Below are 24,834 nucleotides of genomic sequence, written 5' to 3' on the forward strand. Positions count from 1 at the left end.
TATTCATTATCGGACTATTCGTTATCGGACAATAAGGGCAGTTCGATGCGGAAACACACGTCAGCATAGTCCACGGTAATTAAACTAAGCTCACCACGCATACGACGGATGCAATCGCGCGCAATACTCAGACCAAGCCCGCTGCCCTTTACCGCGCCACGACGCTGATGGCTTCCCTGATAAAAGGGCTCAAAAATCATGCTCCGCTCGGCATCAGGAATGGGCGTACCACTGTTGGCAACATCAATCTGAACGCGATTGCCAACCTGACGGCTATAAATCCAAATGTTACCGGATTCCTTACCGTAGTGCACCGCATTGGAATAGAGATTATCAATCACTCGCATCAACAGCGTCGTCTCCGCCCAGCAGTGCCCAACGGCCAGCGCTACATCGGTATGAATCAACTTGGCGCGAGCGGGGAGACTGTGCGATGACACAACAATATCGACGATCTCTTCGAGTTCAACCCGCTCCAACTCGGTCGGTGTATCTGCCAGTTTGCGGTTATAGTCCAGCAGTTGGTCGATCAACTGTAACAGGTGGCGACTGCTGCTATCGAGAATAGCGACCACCTCCTTCTGGTCGGCAGTCAGTGGGCCAACGACTTCATCGGCCAGCAGTTCGGTGCCTTCTCGCAGGCTGGCCAGCGGCGTCTTGAGCTCATGGGAAATGTGACGTAAGAACTCATGTCGTTGTGACTCCAGCCAGGACAGACGCTCACTCAGCCAGATAATGCGCTGCGCCAGCGTCCGAATCTCACGCGGGCCTTTGAACGTGCTGGTGTTCCCCAGCGAACGGCCTTCACCAAGGCGGTTAATCATCCGCTCTACGCCATTAACTGGGCCAATAATCATCCGCGTAAAGAGAGCGACCAGCAGTACGCTGACCAGAAACAAGAGCAACGCCTGCCAACCAAAGAACTGGCCGCGTTCGGAAATAGCCTGTTGAAGCTGTTGCCCGCGAGAGAAAACGACGTCACGCGTCACCTGCACCATCTGTCCGTTAGCGCGAGAGAACCCTTCCAGCAGGCTGGACGCCGTTTGTTCCGGGCCACTGTTATGACAGCGAATGTCGCCGAGCTGAGTCAGGAGTTGACGTAACGTCTGGTAATAACGGGGATCGGGAAGCACCCGTGCATGGGAGTCAAGCATTTGCGAATACTGTTTACGCTGGTTCTGGTAGAGCGTCGCCAGCGTCTGATCGTCTAATACGCAGTATTGCCGGTAGCTACGCTCCATCGCCAGCGCGACGCTGGTCATCGCTTCACTGCGGCGGGCATCCGCCAGCGTCGTTCGGTTAATCTCCGCAGCCTGTTCGCTCAGCATGTTCAGGCTTTGATAAGCCTGATAGGCCAGGACCAATAGCGGCAGCAAAACCAGCAAGAACGCCATAATCACTAATTGCCGCAGGGAACGCGGGAATAAACGCCATCGTTTCAAAGAAATCATCTCGTTACCTATCGAATCCGATCTGATGCTAACTGAGTCTGATAAAAGTTCAACGTTTTCCCTTACGGCATGCGCAACGCTTCGCAATACGGCATGAATACCCATGTAACGTCGTAAAACGTAACGCTGTAAAAAGCAACCAGGGGAGATTCTTTGGGGGAGGTGGCGGGTATGAAACGTCACGCGGCCAGAAGAATCGCTCCCTCTGGCCGCGTAACTGAATAGGCGGTGCCTCACTCAACGTGTCGTCCGATGCTTGATAACGTTTGTTTTCACGTACGGTTATCGGTCTGGTGGACGATAGGCACCCTTTCTTTTGGCATCATTCCAGATGTTATGAGCGAAAATGTTTGCCAGTTAGCAACGCAATCATAACCAGTTGAATGAGCAACATTGATTAAAATGCACATATCATGCCAACCTAAAAAAACAAAACATAACCACATGATTAATAATAATTTTTATCATTAACTTTATCGAAAAACAGATTATCTGAAATTAAAAGCGCGAAAATATGCGTAAAAGAGACGATTTATGTCGCTAAAAGCAGACAGCTTTATCACGCTGCCATAGAACCAATATAAATCAATCAGTTAAATGTCACCAATTAGAGACAGCAAAAAATCAATCCGTCGCAAAAAAACGACAAACCGAGACAACAGAGGTAAAAAAGGGGCCGAAGCCCCTTTCTCTGACTGACCTTAGCTTAGCCTAACTGTCTACGTGCGTTGCGGAACATACGCATCCACGGGCCATCCTCGCCCCATTCTTCCGGATGCCAAGAGTTGCTAACGGTACGGAACACGCGTTCAGGATGTGGCATCATGACCGTTGCCCGACCGCTGGTGCTGGTGACCGCCGTAATACCGTTCGGCGACCCATTCGGGTTAGCTGGATAGTTCTCGGTTACCTGCCCGTAGTGGTTGATATAACGCAGTGCGACCAGACCGTGTTCTTCAATCGCCGCTAAATGTGCATCGTCGCGGACTTCAACCTGCCCTTCACCGTGTGAAACAGCAATTGGCAGGTGCGATCCCGCCATGTCATTCATAAATAGCGACGGGCTTTTCTCCACTTCGACCAGACTGAAACGGGCTTCAAAGCGATCGGATTTATTACGAACAAAGCGCGGCCAGAGATCGGCACCTGGAATTAATTCACGCAGGTTAGACATCATCTGGCAGCCGTTACATACGCCCAGCGCCAGCGTCTGCGGACGCAAGAAGAATTCAGCGAATTCATCACGCACGCGAGAGTTGAAAAGAATAGATTTAGCCCAGCCTTCACCCGCGCCCAGCACGTCACCATAAGAGAAGCCGCCACACGCCACCAGCGCTTGGAAATCCTTCAAGTTACGGCGATTCGCCAGCAGGTCACTCATATGGATATCGATGGCATCAAAGCCAGCACGGTGGAACGCCGCCGCCATTTCTACGTGGGAATTCACCCCCTGCTCACGCAGGACTGCCACTTTAGGCCGAACATGCTTAGCAATATAAGGTGCGGCGATATCTTCCTGCGGGTTGAAGGTCAGCGATACATTCAGGCCAGGGTCGTTATCATCCTGTCTGGCGATGTGTTCCTGATCGGCACACTGCGGGTTATCACGCAGGCGCTGCATCTGCCAGCTGGTTTCAGCCCACCAGCGGCGCAGCGTCGAACGGCTTTCCTGATAGACCGCTTCAGCCCCCTGATTGATGGTGAAACGCGTTCCTTCTTCGGCATAACCAAGATAATGCACGCAATCAGCCAAACCGTGCAGCGCCAGAACGGCGTTGACTTCGGCACGACGCGCGGCAGGAATCTGGATCACGGCACCCAATTCTTCGTTAAACAGCGTCGCCAGCGTATCTTCACCCTGAGACGCGATATCAACAGTCACACCGCAATGGCCAGCAAACGCCATCTCTGCCAGCGTAACCAGCAGGCCGCCGTCAGAACGGTCGTGGTAGGCCAGAAGCGCTTTGTCCGCGACCAGTTGCTGTATGGCGTTAAAGAAGCCAGCCAATTGCTCTGGGCTATGAACATCGGCGGTCTTGCGACCCAGTTGACGATAAACCTGCGCCAGCGCTGTCGCGCCCAGTGCTTTATTACCAGCACCCAGATCGATCAGCAGCAGCGCATTATCCTGTCCGGTACGCAGCTGTGGCGTTACCGTGTTACGCACGTCTTCCACGCGGGCAAATGCAGAGATCACCAGCGACATCGGCGAGGTGACCGCGCGATCTTCACCGTCTTCCTGCCAGCGAGTTTTCATCGACATGGAGTCTTTACCCACTGGGATCGTCAGACCCAGCGCCGGACACAGTTCTTCGCCCACGGCTTTTACCGCATCGTACAGGCCAGCGTCTTCACCTGGATGCCCTGCTGCCGCCATCCAGTTTGCAGACAGCTTCACGCGAGTCAGCGGACCGATATGCGTAGCAGCAATGTTCGTCAGCGCCTCACCGACGGCTAAACGCGCGGAGGCCGCAAAGTTGCGCAGCGCGACAGGCGCACGTTCGCCGATAGACATCGCCTCGCCGTAATAGCTATCAAGGCTAGCGGTAGTCACCGCACAGTCAGCCACTGGCACCTGCCACGGCCCAACCATCTGATCGCGTGCCACCATACCGGTAACAGAGCGGTCGCCAATGGTGATCAGGAAGGTTTTTTCCGCGACGACCGGTAAGTGCAGCACGCGCTCGACCGCTTCGGCCAGATAAATTTCGTCACGCTGTAACGGTGTGCCTTCTACCTGTTTGCGTTCTACATCACGCAGCATCTTCGGCGTTTTGCCCAGCAGCACATCCAGCGGTAAGTCGATAGGTTGGTTGTTGAAGTGACGATCGTTCATCGTCAGATGCAGTTCTTCCGTCGCTTCACCAATCACCGCATAAGGCGCGCGCTCACGGCGGCAAATGTCATCAAACTGTGCCAGTTGCTCTGGCGCAACCGCCAGAACGTAGCGTTCCTGCGACTCGTTACACCAGACTTCTAGCGGGCTCATGCCTGGCTCATCGTTCAAAATATCACGCAGTTCAAAGCGACCACCGCGACCACCGTCGCTCACCAGTTCAGGCATTGCGTTAGACAAGCCGCCCGCGCCAACATCGTGAATGAATAGGATCGGGTTGGCTTCACCCAATTGCCAGCAGCGGTCGATCACTTCCTGACAGCGACGCTCCATTTCTGGGTTATCGCGCTGAACAGAAGCAAAATCCAGATCCGCATCAGACTGACCCGATGCCATGGAAGACGCTGCACCACCGCCCAGACCGATATTCATCGACGGCCCACCCAGTACAATCAGTTTAGCGCCAACACTAATTTCGCCTTTTTGGACGTGATCGGCGCGAATGTTACCAATGCCGCCCGCCAGCATGATCGGTTTATGGTAGCCGCGCGGCTCTGTGCCATTGTGGCTATCAACACGTTCTTCATAGGTACGGAAATAGCCGGTCAGTGCAGGACGGCCGAATTCGTTGTTAAATGCCGCGCCGCCTAATGGGCCTTCGGTCATGATATCCAGCGCGCTGACAATGCGTTCTGGCTTGCCAAATTCTTCTTCTTCCCACGGTTGGATAAAGCCAGGAATACGCAGGTTCGATACCGAGAAGCCAACCAAGCCGGCTTTCGGCTTAGAGCCACGACCCGTTGCGCCTTCATCACGGATTTCGCCGCCAGAGCCAGTCGCCGCGCCCGGCCACGGAGAAATCGCGGTTGGGTGGTTATGCGTTTCCACCTTCATCAGGATATGTGCGTCTTCCTGATGGTAAGCATATTGCCCGTTGGCATCGGTGTAGAAACGGCCAACGGCGGAACCCTCCATTACAGCGGCGTTGTCTTTATAGGCAGAGAGAACGTGATCGGGCGTGTGTTCAAAGGTGTTTTTGATCATTTTGAACAGTGATTTCGGCTGAGTGACGCCGTCGATTACCCAATCTGCGTTAAAAATCTTGTGGCGGCAGTGCTCAGAGTTCGCCTGTGCGAACATGTACAGTTCAATATCGGTCGGGTTGCGGCCAAGATGGGTGAAGGCGTCCAGCAGATAATCAATTTCATCTTCTGCCAATGCCAGCCCCAGACGGACATTCGCCTCCTCCAACGCCTGACGCCCTTGCAGCAGAATTTCGATACGCTTGAAAGGGGCGGGTTGATGATGAGAGAACAGCGCTTCAGCCTGTTTCAGGTCGCTAAACACGCTTTCCATCATCCGGTCATGCAGCAATGCCCCCAGTTGCTGCCACTGTTCATCACTCAGCGTCGGCGCATGAATATAGAAAGCCAGACCGCGCTCCAGGCGCAGTACTTTGCTTAATCCACAGTTATGGGCAATGTCCGTGGCTTTGGAAGACCACGGTGAAATGGTGCCAGGACGCGGTGTGACCAGTAACAGACGACCTTGCGGCTCGTGCTCCGCGAGAGAAGGACCATACTTCAGCAAACGTGTCAGTTTGGCCTGTTCATCGTTGTTCAGCGGGGCGCTGACATCGGCGAAATGTACGTATTCAGCATAGATATCGCTAACCGGCAAAATGTGCTCTTTGCAGCGGACCAGCAATTTATTAATACGAAAAGCCGATAAAGCAGGTGAACCACGCAGTATTTCCATAATCTAAAGTTCTCTCGTCTTCGATGCACTGGCTGCGATACAGCCACTGGGCACAACAGGGGGGAAACGCGCACATTATAGAGAATCCTTCCCTCGGACGAAACCGTTTGCGTGGCGATAATTTCACTTCACATCCGTCGAATGATTAATCGGTGACCAAATCAATAAAAGTTGCACACTGGCGGTTTGTTAAGCAAAATGCCCCCACTCTGGGAAATGACGTATAAAAAAACTGCCGTTACAGACAGCCTGGCCATCCGGCCGCCGAGAGATAACTATTTGAAGCCGTTAAAATTAAATTATTTTTTCATCGGGATTATCACGTTACTACTGGCGTTAGCGCTATGGCCTAGCATTCCCTGGCGCAGCAGTCAGGATGTACAGCTCAGGCAGATCCTCTCACGCGGCGAGTTACGTATCAGTACCGTTAACTCACCGCTGACTTATGCTATGAGCAACGGTTCCCCGACAGGTCTGGACTATGAACTGGCAAAACGGTTTGCCGATTACCTCGGCGTCAAGCTGGTGGTTTCGCCACGCAAGAATCTTGACGAACTGTTCGACGATCTGGACGGTGACGATGCAGATCTGCTGGCTGCCGGGTTGATTTACAATCATGAGCGTCTGGAGCGTTTCCGTGCTGGCCCGACCTACTACTCCATCTCACAGCAGATGGTCTACCGCCTCGGTTCACCTCGCCCAAAAACGCTGGATAAACTGCAAGGCCGTCTCGTTGTCACATCAGGCTCCGCCCATGCGGCGACCCTGCGCGATTTAAAAGCAGAGAAGTACCCACAGTTGAGCTGGGAATCCGCCTCCGATCAGAGCACACAGGAATTACTGAAACAGGTTGCTGACGGCAAACTGGACTATGCACTAGGCGACTCAGTGACCATCGGCCTGATGCAGCGTATCCATCCGCAGCTCGCCGTTGCCTTCGATCTTAGCGACGAAGAGCCGGTCACCTGGTATATGCGTCGATCGCACGATGACAGTCTGTCTGCTGCCCTGTTGGATTTTTTCAGCAAGATTGTCGAAGATGGCACGCTCGCGCGTCTGGAAGAAAAATATCTTGGTCACGTTGGTGAATTTGATTATGTCGATACCACCACGTTTCTGAGCGCCATTGATGAAACGTTGCCGGATCTGCGCCCGCTGTTTGAAAAACACGCCACCGATATCGACTGGAAGTTGCTAGCCGCCATCTCCTATCAGGAGTCACACTGGAACCCGCTGGCAACCTCCCCTACCGGCGTGCGCGGGTTGATGATGCTAACGCGTAACACAGCAGAAAGCCTGAACGTGACCGATCGCGTCGACCCAGAGCAGAGTATTCGCGGCGGCGCACAATATATGTCAAATATGATGCAGAAAATGCCAGACACCATTCCCGAAGATGAAAAAATCTGGTTTGCGCTGGCATCCTACAATATGGGGTACGCCCATCTGCTTGATGCACGTAAATTGACCGAGAAACAAAAAGGCAATCCTGACAGTTGGGTAGACGTAAAAATGCGCCTGCCAATGCTAAGTCAGAAGCGCTATTACACGCAAACCACCTACGGCTACGCACGCGGGCAAGAAGCCTATAACTATGTGGAAAATATTCGGCGCTATATGGTGAGTCTGGAAGGTTATCTGATAGAAAAAGAAGCCAAGGCTCAGCAACAAACCCAGATTGCGCAAGGCTATCCGGCCGTCCCTCTGAACAAGGTACAGGAATAAGACTACATAAAGAAAAAAACGCTGCGACTCCAGCCCCCGTGCTGGTCACGTCAGCCTCATTTTAGGAGAAACGCGGGGATGAGGTAGGGACACCTCGCCCCGTGGTCGCTCCGTGTATCTCGGTTCTAAAAGATCGGCGTTGCGCTATCTCTGCGCGGCGTTTTTGACTGCCGCACGGCGGGCTTTATGCTGTTCACGACGTAGACGAAAAAATGCGCTGAGCATTGCAGAGCATTCATCGGCCAGCACACCCGATTCAACAACAATCTGATGATTCATGCCGGGGTGGCGCAGAATGTCCAACAGCGATCCCGCCGCCCCCGTTTTCTCATCTGATGCGCCATAAACCAGACGACCAATGCGGCCATGTATCATCGCGCCCGCACACATGATGCACGGCTCCAACGTGACATACAGCGTGGTCTCCAGCAGGCGGTAGTTCTGCAACACGACGCCCCCCTGCCGCAGTGCCATAATTTCAGCGTGCGCAGTCGGATCGTGATGCCCTATCGGCCGATTCCACCCTTCGCCAATCGCTTCATTATCCAACACCAGCACCGCACCAACCGGGACTTCACCTTCATCTTGAGCACGCTGAGCCAGCGTCAATGCATAGCGCATCCAATATTCATCATTACGCGGGCTAACCACGTTTCCTCACTTAGAACCTATCCCATTAGGCTCTTATCATTCCTATTTTGGCGGCGCATTATACCTATATGGCTGGCGTATTGAAGACGTTACTCCAGTTGTTGCAGACTCCCTTCGGGCGTCACCCGCCAGCGATGCTCGCAAAAATAGAGCAATGGGTTGTCCTGCTTGCTATCGCTATAACCGCTGTAGAGCTTGAGCGGTGCGCCTAAACGCTGTTCCATCTGCGTGACTTTTTCATGCCCGAGACAGCGCAGCGTGAGTACCCAGCCACCGTAGCGACGGGTAATCTGACTCCCCATCAGGCGCACGCCAGATAGAAAAGGGGAATCGTGATAGACCTGCTCCACCAGTCGCTGTGGCGATCCCGTCACCAGCCAAACCTGTGCATCACTGTCTTCAAGATAGCTTTTCAACCGCTGTTGAACCTGCGGAAACGGGATGACATCGCGACGAAACGCACCGACGAACTGCTTTTCAAGCAGGACAAGGTCATCTTCGTCACGCCCAAACGTAATCGCCCACAGCAACCCACTCATCGGCCAGCGCGCCGCGCGACCCCGAATCAATAATCCAAGCCCGATAATCGGTAATAGCGGAATAACCAGAATGAGATTTAACGGCAATCGACGAAGCAAGAAACGTAAAAAACTGCCAAACATATCCTGCTGATGCAACGTGCCATCCAGATCAAAAAAAACAATACGTTGCTCTCGCTTATCACTCAAAACATATCCCCCGACTTATACCAAGATAGTCTTATCCGCTAATCAGCGCCTCACGCAGATAACCGTTGTGCTGCTTCAGGCGTTCACGCGCCGTCTCTACGTCAATATTAGCCAGAAGCATCAGAATCGCAGGCTTAACGTTATTATCTGCCTGTACCAGCGCCTGCCGCGCCGTATCCTGTTCTGCCCCCGTCGCTTCCACCACAATACGGCAAGCCCGATCCAACAGCTTCACATTGGTTGCCTTCACATCGACCATCAAATTCTGATACACCTTCCCCAGCTTAACCATTACGCCAGTAGAAATCATATTCAGGACTAATTTTTGCGCGGTTCCTGACTTCAGCCGTGTTGAGCCCGTTAACGCTTCTGGGCCGACCACGGGAGATATCGCTACCTGCGCGTCCTGTGCGATCGGGGAGTCTGGGTTACAAGAGATGGCCGCCGTCCGGCAACCGACATGACGCGCATAGCACAATGCACCCATCACATACGGTGTCCTGCCCGATGCTGCAAGGCCGATCACCATATCAGCGTCGGTTAAATTCAGCGCTTTTAAATCAGCCTCACCCAATGCTGGATCGTCTTCCGCACCTTCTACCGCCTTAAGCAATGCCCCCGGTCCGCCAGCAATCAGACCGATAACCAGCCCGTGCGGCACACCAAACGTCGGTGGGCATTCCGATGCATCCAACACGCCCAAACGACCACTGGTCCCCGCTCCCAGATAGATCAGCCGCCCTCCCGCCTGTAACGATGCCGTAGCCAAATCGACAGCTTCAGCGATCGCGGGTAAAACCTGCGCAATCGCTTCAGGCACTTTCCGATCTTCCTGATTAAAGGCGTACATCATCTCCAGCGTAGAGAACTGATCCAGCGACATGGTTGCTGGATTTCGGGTTTCAGAAACCAATTTCCCTAAATTAAGACGCTCTCTATCCACCCTGCCTGAACTCATTTTGCTACCTCATGCCTTATGCCAGCGTTCTTTCAACGATTTCCACACTCGTATGACAAACAACGATTTTCACCACTATAATCGCTTTGGAGCCCTGAAAAAGTAAGCTATTCTGCATCGTAGCATCGAATTCACTCTCCACATTCATCTCGCAAGGCAAACAGAGAAACCTCAGTGCGACTCTCCGGGTTCAGGATCTCCAGTTACAAGGCCTTCTTTATTAGCTGTCTGCTGTTTCTGCTGGCGGGTTCTCTACGTGCAGACTGGGATTTTATTACCATTAATCAGCGAACCGAGCCGCTTTATGGCCCGGCAACGCCCGATGCTCGCCGTCGGATTGAGGAATGGCAAACGCTGTTGGTCAATTCCCGCAATAAAGATGAAAAGGCGCTGCTCAGCAGCGTGAACCAGTTTTTCAACGACCGTATGCTGTTTCGCGATGATATTGTCGTCTGGAATCAGGAAGATTACTGGGCAACACCGATTGAAGCGCTGCGTAAAGGCGCCGGAGACTGCGAGGATTATGCGCTTGCCAAGTATTTTACGCTGCGTCATTTAGGCGTATCAGCGGACAAATTACGCATTACCTATGTTAAAGCCCTGCGTCTGAATAAAGCGCACATGGTCGTAACCTATTATCCCACGCCAACCTCGATTCCACTGGTGTTGGACAATCTGACCGATAAGATTCAACCTGCGACAGAGCGCAACGATTTAGTTCCGGTGTACGCCTTTAATGGCGAAGGTCTCTGGCTGCCGGGTGCAAGCGGCAGCAACAAACGCGTCGGTGACAGTAAACGACTTTCACGCTGGCAGGATGTATTAACCAAAATGCGTGCCGAAGGGTTTTCAATTGAGGAGTAAAGGTAGGCTATGTCTCTATACAAACAACTACTGATAGCCATCTGCCTGTTTGTGCTAATCATTTTCAGCGGGAGCTTTTTCGTCAGTCTGGAAAATTCGCGCGAACAATACAATAACCAGCTTCACTCTCATGCGCAGGATGCCGCGACGGCGCTCGGGCTTTCCCTGACGCCGAATATTGATGACCCGGCGATGGTGGAGCTGATGGTCAGCTCGATTTTCGACAGCGGCTATTTTTCCAGCATTCGCGTGCGAGATTTAAAAACTGGCAGCGTCACGCTGGAACGCACCGCCTCGCCGGATATCCCTGATGTCCCGATCTGGTTTGTCCGAGTAGTGAACCTGCAACCCGGCGCGGGCGAAGCCATCGTAATGCGAGGTTGGGAACAGGCAGCAAAAGTGGAAGTGGTCAGCCATCCGATGTTCGCAGTCACCCGTTTGTGGCGCAGCAGCACGGCCACCTTCCTGTGGCTGCTCGGCTGTGGCACGCTGGGCGTGTTCCTCGGTGCGCTGTTCCTGCGCCGCCAGCTACGCCCACTCGATTATATCGTCGACCAGTCGCTGGCGATCACCCGCCGTGAATTCCTCAGCCAGCCGAACCTGCCCAATACGCCCGAATTCCGCCGCGTCGCGCAGGCGATGAACCTGATGGTCAGCAAGCTCAAAACGCTGTTTGAAGAAGAAGCAGAGCGAAGCGAGCGCTTACGTCAGGACGCCTATCAAGATCCACAAACCGGACTGAATAACCGTCGTGCATTTGATATGCAATTCAACGACAAACTAGCCGATGAAGAGACTGCCCCCGGCTTTCTTATTATGATTCGCATGCAAGATCTGGCGGGTATGAACCAGCGGTTGGGTGGCCAGCGTACCGATGCACTATTAGCCTCTGTCGGGCATATTCTGCGTAAAACGCAAAAACAGCACACGAATACGGAGAGTCTCTTGGCACGCATCCGCGGTGGTGAGTTTGCGCTGTTCTGCCCCGGTTTAGTCGACAAAGAGGCCTATGCGCTGATTGGCGAATTGACACGCAACATCGAAACTCTGCATCTGACAGGCGAAACCGATGTCTCCCCTGTCGCCCAATTCGGTATGGTGCCCTTCCGCCCCGGTGACACCGCACAATCTCTGTTTATTCAGGGCGATCAGGCGCTCACACGAGCCGAAAGCGATACCGATACTACCGCCACTCACGACATTCCGTCCGCCAGTGCCGAACAGGTCGAAACCGATCGTCATATGTGGTTTAACCTGCTCGATCCGATCCTTGAACAGGAGCGTTTGCAGCTTTTCCTGCAACCCGTTGTCGCATGTGACGATCCTAACCAAGTATTACATCACAAAGTACTGGCCCGCATTCAGGATGAGCAAGGAAACAGCATCGCAGCAGGTCGTTTCTTGCCGTGGATTCAACGCTTTGGCTGGGATACGCGTCTGGATCAGGCCATGCTGCACGAAGTGCTGGACTACCTCCGCCAGCACGACGGCAATCTCGCACTCAGTCTGTCTGGTACCACCGTATTGAATCTTCATCTACTCGCCGATCTGCTTGCTCCGCTAAAGCATCAGCCAGACATCGCCAGACGACTGATTCTGGAGCTGGATGAGAACCAATTGCCAGACAGCGCCCAACTGGAAGCCTTAATCAAGCTGCTGAATGAGCACGGCTGTGCGCTGGGGCTACAACATTTTGGTGGGCGCTTTAATATGATCGGCAACTTGTCTCAATGGGGACTGGCTTACCTGAAAGTCGATGGCAGCTACATCCGCAACATCGATCAGGAAAGCGATAAGCAAATGTTTATCGAAGCGCTGTACCGTGCAACCAACAGTATTGCCCTACCGCTTATCGCCGAACGCGTTGAAACCGCAGGTGAGCTCAAAGTGCTTCAGGAAATGGGATTACAGGGAGCGATGGGACGACTACTGGGTGAACCGATGCCAGCGCTCAAGGCCTGACGCCATTTTGGCAGTTCGCTACCCCGGCTTCTCCCATTACGGAGAGAAGCTGGGAACGGCGTTAAAACCTCGTCGACTTAAAATATTATCTCTTTAAAACATCGTTTCTTCATCATCGCCAATCAGCTTGTTCAGTCCGCCATTCAGCGCTTCACGCGCCTGCGCGCGGTTGATCAACTTCAACTGCGCTGCCTGAGGGAAATCGGTAATACTGACCACGCCTTTCTGGATCAAAACCTGAATTAAATCTTCCAACACGCGCACCATTTCCAGATCGCTTTGCCGCAGTTGCTGCAAGCTGGACATCGCCGCTTGATGGCTGCGGAACCAGGCCTGTGCCTCGCGCGAATCATCGGGTAACTCGCCATTCATTTCAGGAAAAGGACTCTTTTCAACCTTCATCAGGTGGCCATCACTGTCGCGCTGGATATAAAACATTTTCGGAGCCCCTTTAATTTTTTGATAAAGAAAGGAGCCAGATCGGCTCCTTTTCCCCTTTCCTATCAGCTAGACGCTTCAGGCTTACTGACCAGACTCTCTAGCGACGGTAATGCGCCATTATAATGTTCCAACGTAATCGACACCGCAACCGTTCCACCCTTATCCGCCGTAAAGTTACCCGCGGTACTGACCTCAATCATCGGCGAACCATGGCTATCCGTGATGCGAATGTAGCGACTGATATCGGTTCCTTCCTCCAGTTCACCAACCAGATCGCTTAAATCAATCCGGTCGCCCTCTTTGGCGTTAAAGTCTTTGATCACATCATTTCCGATATCACCCGCTTGCCACTTGAAGGTATCTGCGCCAGCGCCGCCGATGAGCGTATCGCCCCCTGCGCCACCAATCAGAATGTCATCCCCCGCACCGCCATAGAGCAGGTCATTACCTTCCCCGCCAATCAGTGTGTCATGTCCACCCTGACCGAAAAGAATATCATTCCCCGCTCCACCGTTGAGTGTGTCGTTGCCATCTTTCGCCGACGACAGATCAAACTCCGCGCTGTGCGTTGCAATATAGCCATGCATCTCTTTCGCCGTCGGTACGCCGGTTTGCATACCTAACTGCTTGCCGATGTAGTTCTGCAAGGCGGTGATACCGTTGCTGTCGATATTAGGAAACGACACCACATCGCCGAACAGAATGTCATTCCCCAATCCGCCATTCAGTTGGTCATTACCTGCATGTATTGACTCACTGCTGCCCAGAATCGCTTTATTAAGGTTAGCAGGATCAATATGATCCTGAACCACACCGTCGGTGTCATAGCGCTTCAGCGTATCGCCATTTAAATCAGCACCAATACCGATCGCTTCAATCGCTGACTGCTTCTTCAGTAAACTGAAAGCCTGAGCCGCGTTTGTGTTGCTGACATCGCGGTTGCCTGAATTATCAACCCAGTACCAGTTACCGCGGTAGTCCTGCGCCCAGTAGCTGCTGTTATTACCCACGCCGCCCAAAGAGGAGATCTCATACGTTCCATCCCCCTGTGCGTGTACCTGACCAATCACCGTACCCGCGACTTGATTGCTCTTATCACTCCACGCATATTGATAGACGTTCCCTTTGCTATCAATCACTTCACGCATAGCACCGCGAACATCCATAGAGTAGGACTGCCCTGGCTTGTAGGCGAAGCTATCGATATTCAGCGTTTGGTTCCAGTCACTCACTTTCACGACATCGGCTTCATTCTTCTGATAGAACGTTGGCTCACCGTCAGTAATGAAATACGTCAGGTTATTACCCACATTCTTTTTCACCACATCGCTTTGGAACCAGTTAGCCGTCGTCTTGAATACATCTTCATAGTTGGTTCCACCGCCTTTCTCCGATCCGCCAACCATTGAATTCAATACGGCAGTCAGCTTATTCAGGGCGCTGTCGTCGTTCAGATTCACAGAAATGGTTTTACCCACCTGCGTATCAAAGTCAGCCAAAAAAACGTTTACCGTACCGGAATTCACGCCGCTAGCGCTATTAATCAGACTTTTGAACACGTTGCTCAACGATGTACGCGTATTCTCAATATCCGTTGACGACATACTGCCGGAGGAATCGACCATAAAGGCAATGTTGTAATTCTTGCCTTCAATGATCTGCAAGCCGGAGACATCCGAGACCATCACATCGTGGCTATGCGTGCCGGACATGTTGTCATCGCCTATCGTACCGACGCTCATCCCATACTGGTCAACGCCTCCGGCAGAGTAGCTGGTCGCCGTATCATGGTTGGTGATTTCTGTCGATGTCGCCTGCGCAACTACGTTGAATTTACCCGCATCGACTGGCACTTCGAGCGTAATCTTGCCAGCCAGCGTCTGGGTATTGTTGGCGTTCTTGATGAGATACGCTCCATCATCATCAACGGTATACTTCACATTGTTAATGTGGTCGGTCAGCACCGTTCCTTTCGGGATCCCCGTGAGCGTAATCCCTGACAGGGTTTCACTGCCGTCGCGATCGGTCAGGGCTGCCGAGACATCAAGCGTGTGCGTCTGCGTGCCTGCCTGACCGGCCACTTTTTCCACCGTCGCACTATTGGTGCCCGGTGTGTATGTCGTGCCGTCGCTATAGATCACGCCTTCAATATTGTTGCTGACCTGCGAGGTAAACGAGCCTGACTTACCGCTGCCATCGGTATAGTTAACTTTCAGCCCGTCCAGCGTGTTAACCGACGTATCCTGATTGTTGTTCGTACTATAGGTTGCGTTGTAGGTGTAACCCGTCTCTTTCATAACGAACACGTAGTCAGAATGCGCGCTGCTGCCGTTATTCGTCCGGTTACCGTTAAACGAATCCAGATCGCGATGATCATTACGATCGGCCGGCCAGTCACTCTGTCGATAGAAATACCCACTGTTGGAATGCACAACGAAGATATCGCTGTAGCTGCCATCACCGCTGGTATTGCCCTGACTGTAGTACGCTACCTTGCCATTACCGACCACTGTAGGTACCGGATCCCCTTCGGTCAGCCAAACGCGGACACCGTTGCCCACGGCAACAATTTTCCCATTTTGTACGTCGAAGCCACCGTTGGCGCTACCGCCATTGACCTTAATAATTTCCGAAGAGGTCGGCGTTGTCGCGCCACTGGTGATGCTCAGGCTCACTACCGGCGCATCTACTACGGGTGTTATGCCAATGTGCAGCGCGGCTTTATCGCCCGTATTCCCTGCGCTATCGACAGGTCGGTAAGCAATGTCTCCCAGCGATGCGCCAGAGAGATTACTCGCTGGCGTAAAGCGCAGATCGGTGTTGCCAGCCGTAAAAGTTTGCCCTGCGGTGACTGCTTTCCAGCCCCCGTTATCATTAAAATAGAGCGTACCAACGCTGGTGGGCGGCAGAGACGAAATCACGATACTGGCGGTATCGCTTGATACACCCAGATCGCTCCAGCCAATGTGCAACGGTGTATCTTCTGTACCCTCCACCGTGTTGTTGTGTGCGGCTGGTGGCGTAATATCCATGATCGCCTGGCTGTTATCATGCGCCTGATTACCTGCCGCATCGGTCGCCGTCGCGCCAGCGGTAATCTTGCCCTCGGCCAACGTGCTCAGATCGACATTCGTCTGCCATTTACCATTCGTCACCAATACGTCATGCAGCGTCACCGACTTACCATTCACATCAGTAAAGACCAGATCGATCGTCTTCTCGTTACTGGTGCCGCTGATTACGGTATTTTTCGATTCACTCTGGCTAACATACCCATCATTACCGGCAAAATTCGTAATATCAATTTCGGGGGCAGTCGTATCTACAGCATAGGCATGATGGGTATTCGCCGTGGTGACATTACCAGCGGTATCACGCGATGTGACTGTAGCACTCACATCGCCATTCGCGGCAAGAACAGCACCGGGAACATTGACACTCCAGGTTTTACCATCCGCATTGACGGTGGTCTGGTAGGTTTCGGTCCCGACTTTAACGGTTACCGCATCGCCGGCTTTCACCTCGTTATCGACTTTACCGGTCACGGCAATGGTCTGGCCTGACTCGGCCGCATTAATCACGTTATCTGACGTGACGTTGTCGATGCTGATAGAGGCCGTTGGCGCAGTCGTATCGACACCGTAAGCGTGACTGGTGTTGGCGGTAGTGACGTTGCCTGCCGCATCGCGGGTGGTGACCGTGGCACTCACATCGCCATTCGCGGCAAGAACAGCACCGGGAACATTGACGCTCCAGGTTTTGCCATCGGTATTCACCGTAGTCTGGTAGGTCTCGGTCCCGACTTTTACCGTGATCGCATCGCCCGCTTTAACCTCGTTATCGACTTTACCGGTCACCGCAATCGTCTGGCCGGATTCGCTGGCATTAATCACGTTATCGGACGTGACATTATCGATAGAGATCGACGCGACTGGCGCAGCCGTATCGACACCGTAAGCATGAGAAGTATTGGCCGTGGTGACATTACCAGCGGTATCGCGGGTGGTCACCGTGGCACTCACATCACCATTCGCCGCCAGTACAGCACCGGGAACATTGACGCTCCAGGTTTTGCCATCGGCATTGACGGTGGTCTGGTAGGTCTCGGTCCCGACTTTTACCGTGATCGCATCGCCCGCTTTAACGTCGTTACCGACTTTACCGGTCACCGCAATGGTCTGGCCGGACTCGCTGGCATTGATGACGTTATCCGACGTGACGTTGTCGATAGAGATAGACGCCACTGGCGCAGCCGTATCAACGCTATAAGTGTGGCTGGTGTTTGCGGTGGTGACATTGCCTGCCGGATCGCGGGTGGTGACGGTGGCACTCACATCGCCATTGGCGGCCAGCACGGAACCCGGAACATTCACACTCCAGGTTTTACCATCCGCATTGACGGTGGTCTGGTAGGTCTCGGTGCCCACTTTAACGGTTACCGCATCGCCCGCTTTGACGTCGTTATCGACTTTACCCGTCACGGCAATGGTCTGGCCTGACTCGCTGGCGTTGATGACGTTATCTGACGTCACATCATCAATAGTAATAGAAGCGGTTGGTGCAACCGTATCGACACCGTAGGCATGATGGGTATTCGCCGTGGTGACATTACCAGCGCTATCACGCGTGGTCACCGTGGCACTCACATCACCATTGGCGGCCAGCACGGAACCCGGAACATTCACACTCCAGGTTTTACCATCCGCATTGACGGTGGTCTGGTAGGTCTCGGTGCCGACTTTAACCGTCACCGCATCGCCGGCCTTAACTTCATTGCCAACCTGACCGGTCACCGCAATCGTCTGGCCCGATTCGCTGGCATTAATCACGTTGTCTGACGTCACATCATCGATAGAGATAGACGCCACTGGCGCAGCCGTATCAACGCTATAAGTGTGGCTGGTGTTTGCCGTGGTGACGTTGCCTGCCGTATCGCGCGTGGTCACGGTGGCGGAGATATCGCCGTTGGTGGCAAGAACAGCACCTGGAACATTGACGCTCCAGGTTTTACCATCCGCATTCACGGTGGTCTGGTAGGTCTCAGTGCCGACTTTAACGGTTACCGCATCGCCAGCTTTCACCTCGTTATCGACTTTACCGGTCACCGCAATGGTCTGCCCGGACTCGCTGGCGTTGATGACGTTATCCGACGTCACATCGTCGATAGTAATAGAGGCGGTTGGCGCAACCGTATCGACACCGTAAGCGTGACTGGTGTTGGCGGTAGTGACGTTGCCTGCCGCATCGCGGGTGGTGACCGTGGCACTCACATCACCATTCGCCGCAAGAACAGCACCGGGAACGTTGACGCTCCAGGTTTTGCCATCCGCATTGACGGTGGTCTGGTAGGTCTCGGTCCCGACTTTTACCGTCACCGCATCGCCGGCCTTAACTTCATTGCCAACCTGACCGGTCACCGCAATCGTCTGGCCCGATTCGCTGGCATTAATCACGTTGTCTGACGTGACATCATCGATAGAGATAGACGCCACTGGCGCAGCCGTATCAACGCTATAAGTGTGGCTGGTGTTTGCCGTGGTGACGTTGCCCGCCGTATCGCGCGTGGTCACGGTGGCGGAGATATCGCCGTTGGTGGCAAGAACAGCACCGGGAACATTCACACTCCAGGTTTTACCATCCGCATTGACGGTGGTCTGGTAGGTCTCGGTGCCGACTTTAACGGTTACCGCATCGCCGGCTTTCACCTCGTTATCGACTTTGCCGGTCACCGCAATGGTTTGGCCGGATTCGCTGGCGTTAATCACGTTATCGCTGGTGACGTTGTCGATGCTGATAGAGGCCGTTGGCGCAATGGTGTCGGCACCGTAAGCGTGACTGGTGTTGGCGGTAGTGACGTTGCCTGCCGCATCGCGGGTGGTGACCGTGGCACTCACATCGCCATTCGCGGCAAGAACAGCACCGGGAACATTGACGCTCCAGGTTTTACCATCCGCATTGACGGTGGTCTGGTAGGTCTCGGTGCCCACTTTTACCGTCACCGCGTCACCGGCTTTGACGTCGTTACCGACTTTGCCGGTCACCGCGATAGTCTGGCCGGACTCAGCCGCGTTAATCACGTTATCGCTGGTGACGTTGTCGATGCTGATAGAGGCCGTTGGCGCAATGGTGTCGACACCGTAAGCATGACTGGTGTTGACGGTGGTGACATTACCAGCGGTATCACGCGTGGTCACCGTGGCACTCACATCACCATTCGCCGCCAGTACAGCACCGGGAACATTCACGCTCCAGGTTTTGCCGTCGGTATTCACCGTGGTCTGGTAGGTCTCAGTGCCGACTTTAACGGTAACCGCATCGCCGGCTTTCACCTCGTTATCGACTTTACCGGTGACCGCAATGGTCTGCCCGGATTCGCTGGCGTTAATCACGTTATCGCTGGTGACATTATCGATAGTAATCGACGCGACAGGCGCAACCGTATCCACACCGTAAGAATGGGAAGTATTCGCCGTGGTGACATTGCCTGCCGGATCGCGGGTGGTGACCGTGGCACTCACATCACCATTCGCCGCCAGTACCGATCCCGGAACATTGACGCTCCAGGTTTTACCATCCGCATTGACGGTGGTCTGGTAGGTTTCGGTCCCGACTTTCACGGTAACCGCATCGCCGGCTTTCACCTCGTTATCGACTTTACCGGTCACCGCAATGGTCTGGCCGGACTCGCTGGCGTTAATCACGTTATCGCTGGTGACGTTGTCGATAGAGATCGACGCGACTGGCGCAACCGTATCGACACCGTAAGCGTGACTGGTGTTGGCGGTAGTGACGTTGCCTGCCGCATCGCGGGTGGTGACCGTGGCACTCACATCACCATTCGCCGCCAGTACAGTGCCGGGGACATTGACGCTCCAGGTTTTACCATCCGCGTTCACCGTGGTCTGGTAGGTCTCGGTGCCCACTTTTACCGTGATCGCATCGCCGGCTTTCACCTCGTTATCGACTTTACCGGTCACGGCAATGGTTTGCCCGGACTCGCTGGCGTTGATGACGTTATCCGACGTGACGTTGTCGATGCTGATAGAGGCCGTTGGCGCAATGGTGTCGACACCGTAAGCGTGACTGGTGTTGGCGGTGGTGACATTACCAGCGGTATCGCGGGTGGTGACCGTGGCACTCACATCACCATTCGCGGCAAGAACAGCACCGGGAACGTTGACGCTCCAGGTTTTGCCGTCGGTACTGACCGTCGTCTGGTAGGTTTCGGTGCCGACTTTAACGGTTACCGCATCGCCCGCTTTCACCTCGTTATCGACTTTACCGGTGACCGCAATGGTTTGCCAGGACTCGCTGGCATTGATGATGTTATCTGACGTGACGTTGTCGATGCTGATAGAGGCCGTTGGCGCAATGGTGTCGACACCGTAAGCATGAGAAGTATTGGCGGTGGTGACATTACCAGCGGTATCACGCGTGGTGACGGTGGCACTCACATCGCCATTCGCCGCCAGTACAGCACCGGGAACATTCACGCTCCAGGTTTTGCCGTCGGTACTGACCGTCGTCTGGTAGGTCTCGGTACCGATTTTCACCGTCACCGCATCGCCGGCTTTCACCTCGTTATCGACTTTGCCGGTCACCGCGATAGTCTGGCCTGACTCGCTGGCGTTGATGACGTTATCTGACGTCACATCATCAATAGTAATAGAAGCGGTTGGTGCAACCGTATCGACACCGTAGGCATGATGGGTATTCGCCGTGGTGACATTACCAGCGCTATCACGCGTGGTGACCGTGGCACTCACATCACCATTCGCCGCCAGTACCGATCCCGGAACATTCACACTCCAGGTTTTACCATCCGCATTGACGGTGGTCTGGTAGGTCTCGGTGCCGACTTTAACGGTTACCGCATCGCCGGCTTTCACCTCGTTATCGACTTTGCCGGTCACCGCAATGGTTTGGCCGGATTCGCTGGCGTTAATCACGTTATCTGACGTGACGTTGTCGATGCTGATAGAGGCCGTTGGCGCAATGGTGTCGGCACCGTAAGCGTGACTGGTGTTGGCGGTAGTGACGTTGCCTGCCGCATCGCGGGTGGTGACCGTGGCACTCACATCGCCATTCGCGGCAAGAACAGCACCGGGAACATTGACGCTCCAGGTTTTACCATCCGCATTGACGGTGGTCTGGTAGGTCTCGGTGCCCACTTTTACCGTCACCGCGTCACCGGCTTTGACGTCGTTACCGACTTTGCCGGTCACCGCGATAGTCTGGCCGGACTCAGCCGCGTTAATCACGTTATCGCTGGCGACGTTGTCGATGCTGATAGAGGCCGTTGGCGCAATGGTGTCGACACCGTAAGCATGAGAAGTATTGGCGGTGGTGACATTGCCTGCCGGATCGCGGGTGGTCACCGTGGCACTCACATCGACATTGGCGGCCAGTACAGCGCCGGGAACGTTGACGCTCCAGGTTTTGCCATCGGCATTGACGGTGGTCTGGTAGGTCTCGGTGCCGACTTTAACGGTTACCGCATCGCCCGCTTTCACGTCGTTATCGACTTTACCGGTCACCGCAATGGCCTGCCCGGACTCGCTGGCGTTGATGACGTTATCTGACGTCACATCATCAATAGTAATAGAGGCGGTTGGCGCAATGGTATCCACACCGTAAGCATGAGAAGTATTGGCGGTGGTGACATTACCAGCGGTATCACGCGTGGTGACCGTGGCACTCACATCACCATTTGCCGCCAGTACAGTGCCGGGGACATTGACGCTCCAGGTTTTGCCATCGGCATTCACCGTGGTCTGGTAGGTTTCGGTGCCGACTTTTACCGTGATCGCGTCACCGGCTTTGACCTCGTTATCGACTTTACCGGTGACCGCAATGGTCTGCCCGGATTCGCTGGCGTTAATCACGTTATCGCTGGTGACATTATCGATAGTAATCGACGCGACAGGCGCAACCGTATCCACACCGTAAGCATGGGAAGTATTGGCGGTGGTGACATTACCAGCGGTATCACGCGTGGTGACGGTGGCACTCACATCACCATTCGCCGCCAGTACAGCGCCGGGAACATTGACGCTCCAGGTTTTACCATCCGCGTTCACCGTGGTCTGGTAGGTCTCGGTGCCCACTTTAACGGTTACCGCATCGCCGGCTTTCACCTCGTTATCGACTTTACCCGTCACGGCAATGGTCTGGCCTGACTCGGCCGCATTAATCACGTTATCGCTGGTGACATTGTCGATGCTGATAGAGGCCGTTGGCGCAGTCGTATCTACAGCATAGGCATGATGGGTATTCGCCGTGGTGACATTACCAGCGGTATCACGCGTGGTCACCGTGGCACTCACATCACCATTCGCGGCAAGAACAGCACCGGGAACATTGACGCTCCAGGTTTTACCATCCGCATTCACGGTGGTCTGGTAGGTCTCGGTGCCCACTTTTACCGTCACCGCGTCACCGGCGTTGACGTCGTTATCGACTTTGCCCGTCACCGCAATGGTCTGCCCGGACTCGCTGGCATTGATGATGTTATCTGACGTCACATCATCAATAGTAATAGAGGCGGTTGGCGCAATGCTATCAACACCGTAAGCATGAGTCGTGTTCGCAGTCGTGATATTGCCTGCCGCATCGCGGGTGGTCACCGTGGCACTCACATCACCATTCGCCGCCAGTACAGCACCGGGAACATTCACGCTCCAGGTTTTGCCGTCGGTACTGACCGTCGTCTGGTAGGTTTCCGTGCCGACTTTAACGGTTACCGCATCGCCTGCTTTGACGTCGTTATCGACTTTGCCCGTCACCGCAAGGGTCTGCCCGGACTCGCTGGCGTTGATGACGTTATCTGACGTCACATCATCAATAGTAATAGAGGCGGTTGGCGCAATGCTATCAACACCGTAAGCATGAGAAGTATTGGCGGTGGTGACATTACCAGCGCTATCACGCGTGGTGACTGTAGCACTCACATCGCCATTCGCGGTAAGAACAGCGCCGGGAACATTGACGCTCCAGGTTTTACCATCCGCATTGACGGTGGTCTGGTAGGTCTCGGTGCCGACTTTAACGGTTACCGCATCGCCGGCTTTCACCTCGTTATCGACTTTGCCGGTCACCGCGATCGTCTGGCCCGATTCGCTGGCATTAATCACGTTGTCTGACGTGACATCATCGATAGAGATAGACGCCACTGGCGCAGCCGTATCAACGCTATAAGTGTGGCTGGTGTTTGCCGTGGTGACGTTGCCTGCCGTATCGCGCGTGGTCACCGTGGCACTCACATCGACATTGGCGGCCAGTACAGCGCCGGGAACATTGACGCTCCAGGTTTTACCATCCGCGTTCACCGTGGTCTGGTAGGTCTCGGTGCCGACTTTTACCGTCACCGCATCGCCCGCTTTAACGTCGTTACCGACTTTACCGGTCACCGCAATGGTCTGACCGGACTCGCTGGCATTGATGACGTTATCCGACGTCACATCATCAATTGAAATTGATGCAATAGGAGGCAGAGTATCAACCGTTACCGCTTCGCTGCCGCCTGTTCCAGGAATGCCTGCGGCATCGGTGTAGCTGCCGTCTGGGATGCTGACCCGAACTTCCCCCTCAAAATTGGCAGCAGGCGTTAATGTCGCCGTCCAGCGAGCGGGATCGTTAGGATCCTGCACCAGATTCGTTACTGAGCCGTTTGTTACGGTGATATCTGTGAGGTCAAAACCAACGGGCGGTTTTGTAAAAACGAAACTTATTGTGCCGTCACTATTTATGACAAGTGTGACAGAGGGAGGTGTAGTATCGGTGGTATCCGCAGTAACAGTCAGCAACGTAGACGAATCTACACCACCTAAAACAGATGAGGCTCTATCGGTAAACGATATGCCCGCAGTATCATAACCAATCGGGGCAGTCACGACATCAGCCGTTAAATCCAGTACCACCGTTGAATTGAAGTGCCCGCCACCACCGTCACCCGCTTCGCCAGAGTCATCATTACCGGCAGCCGTTGCCTCTAGCACTTGCGTTGGGTCAGCGCCCTGAGCAATAGCATCTTGTATAGCTGCAACATCATTAGCGACATCTATATTTTTCTGAGCAGATGCACTGCTTACATCGCTCCAGCGGCTATCGCGCCCCAGATCCAGTGTCTTACCATCAGGTAATGTGATTGAAACCGCGCCGTTAGCACCGGTCATCACTTCTTCACCACTGTAAACGCGATCGCCAGCAACGAGCAGCCTCTGACTCCCATCAAGCGCGACAACAAAAACTTGTCCAATAACGAATTTAATAATACCAATCACACCACTCAAGATGATTTCTCCTTGATATCTATAATTATTTTCATGATATTGCGATGTTGCAGCTATAGATTTTGACTATCATCCTGATAAGGTTGATTTGCTGTGTGTCGTCCTGACATTTAAAAAAACGCTACGATAATGCTGCCGTTATGCGTCAAACGCTTGACTCGATGAACGA

The 24,834-nt window shown here is 53.8% G+C and carries 10 protein-coding genes; 3 read left to right on the top strand and 7 right to left on the bottom strand.

Annotated elements, in window-relative coordinates:
- Positions 1-14: 14 nt before the first annotated feature.
- Both AACH44_RS14510 and purL read right to left on the bottom strand, forming a co-directional pair.
- Positions 15-1,451, bottom strand: a complete 1,437-nt coding sequence (locus AACH44_RS14510) for a sensor histidine kinase (RefSeq protein WP_261847706.1) — start codon at positions 1,449-1,451, stop codon at positions 15-17.
- A 706-nt stretch (positions 1,452-2,157) separates the two neighbouring features.
- Entirely contained in the window at positions 2,158-6,045 is a 3,888-nt protein-coding gene (gene purL, locus AACH44_RS14515; RefSeq protein WP_261847707.1) for a phosphoribosylformylglycinamidine synthase, read from the bottom strand.
- Positions 6,046-6,261: 216 nt separating this feature from the next.
- On the opposite strand from purL, the gene mltF reads away from it, so the two are divergent.
- A complete protein-coding gene (gene mltF / locus AACH44_RS14520) occupies positions 6,262-7,770 on the top strand; it encodes a membrane-bound lytic murein transglycosylase MltF (protein WP_261847708.1) in 1,509 nt (502 codons plus the stop codon).
- Between the two features lie 144 nt (positions 7,771-7,914).
- Here the strand turns inward: mltF and tadA are convergent, their stop codons facing one another.
- From tadA to murQ, 3 genes are all read right to left on the bottom strand, one after another.
- Entirely contained in the window at positions 7,915-8,391 is a 477-nt protein-coding gene (gene tadA, locus AACH44_RS14525) for a tRNA adenosine(34) deaminase TadA (protein ID WP_338659617.1), read from the bottom strand.
- A gap of 119 nt (positions 8,392-8,510) precedes the next feature.
- Positions 8,511-9,149, bottom strand: a complete 639-nt coding sequence (yfhb, locus tag AACH44_RS14530; RefSeq protein WP_261847710.1) for a phosphatidylglycerophosphatase C — start codon at positions 9,147-9,149, stop codon at positions 8,511-8,513.
- 31 nt (positions 9,150-9,180) lie between these two features.
- On the bottom strand, positions 9,181-10,107 hold the full coding sequence (gene murQ / locus AACH44_RS14535; protein ID WP_261847711.1) for an N-acetylmuramic acid 6-phosphate etherase: 927 nt from the start codon (positions 10,105-10,107) through the stop codon (positions 9,181-9,183).
- Positions 10,108-10,281: 174 nt separating this feature from the next.
- Between murQ and lapG the strand changes: the two genes are divergently transcribed.
- Both lapG and lapD read left to right on the top strand, forming a co-directional pair.
- Entirely contained in the window at positions 10,282-10,971 is a 690-nt protein-coding gene (gene lapG, locus AACH44_RS14540; protein ID WP_261847712.1) for a cysteine protease LapG, read from the top strand.
- Positions 10,972-10,980: 9 nt separating this feature from the next.
- The gene (gene lapD / locus AACH44_RS14545; RefSeq protein WP_261847713.1) at positions 10,981-12,933 is read left to right on the top strand and encodes a cyclic di-GMP receptor LapD; all 1,953 of its coding nucleotides are present in this window, start codon (positions 10,981-10,983) and stop codon (positions 12,931-12,933) included.
- Between the two features lie 93 nt (positions 12,934-13,026).
- Here the strand turns inward: lapD and AACH44_RS14550 are convergent, their stop codons facing one another.
- Positions 13,027-13,371: a hypothetical protein gene (locus AACH44_RS14550; protein WP_010301178.1), complete on the bottom strand. Its 345-nt coding sequence runs from the start codon at positions 13,369-13,371 to the stop codon at positions 13,027-13,029.
- A 65-nt stretch (positions 13,372-13,436) separates the two neighbouring features.
- Positions 13,437-24,665, bottom strand: coding sequence for an Ig-like domain-containing protein (locus AACH44_RS14555; RefSeq protein WP_425606587.1), 11,229 nt, complete (start codon positions 24,663-24,665; stop codon positions 13,437-13,439).
- Positions 24,666-24,834 lie beyond the last annotated feature (169 nt).

This window comes from Pectobacterium araliae (assembly GCF_037076465.1).
GTDB classification, from domain to species: Bacteria; Pseudomonadota; Gammaproteobacteria; order Enterobacterales; family Enterobacteriaceae; genus Pectobacterium; species Pectobacterium araliae.